The following is a 438-nucleotide window of genomic DNA, read 5'->3' on the forward strand; positions in this document are numbered from 1 at the left end:
CGAGGAGGACGAGAACGGGTCCTTCCGGCAGCTCCTCCCATCGGATCACCGGTATCCCGGTGGGGCGGTTGTCGTCTCCCGTGCGCGTGTACGGATCAGCCATGCGGTGAGTCTGCCCAGGATCCGCCGGACCATGGAAGGTTCGCGGTGCCCACCCGCGGCCGGTCCCGCTGTCGGTGCCCCATGACACGATGGCACCCAACCTGCCGCCGCGACCGCGGACCGGCGCCGTGAAGGAGCGACGATGAACGACACTCCGGGCTGGGCCTCGCCCGGATCGGCCCCCGAGGGCCCCGAAGGACAGGAGTCCACCCCGCCCTCGGACCAGCAGGACGGCCGACCGTCCGACTCCGGCACGCAGTGGTCCCAGAAACAGCCGCCCGCCGGCCAGTGGACCGCGCCCACGCGCCAGCAGCCCGGCCAGACGCCCCCGCCGCC

1 pseudogene is annotated in these 438 nt (G+C 73.3%); it reads left to right on the plus strand.

Annotation, left to right across the window (positions count from 1 at the left end):
- Window positions 1-244 precede the first annotated feature (244 nt).
- Window positions 245-438, plus strand: a pseudogene (locus AOK24_RS45700) (hypothetical protein); the annotation flags it as partial.

This window comes from Streptomyces niveiscabiei, from assembly GCF_001419795.1.
GTDB lineage: Bacteria > Actinomycetota > Actinomycetes > Streptomycetales > Streptomycetaceae > Streptomyces > Streptomyces niveiscabiei.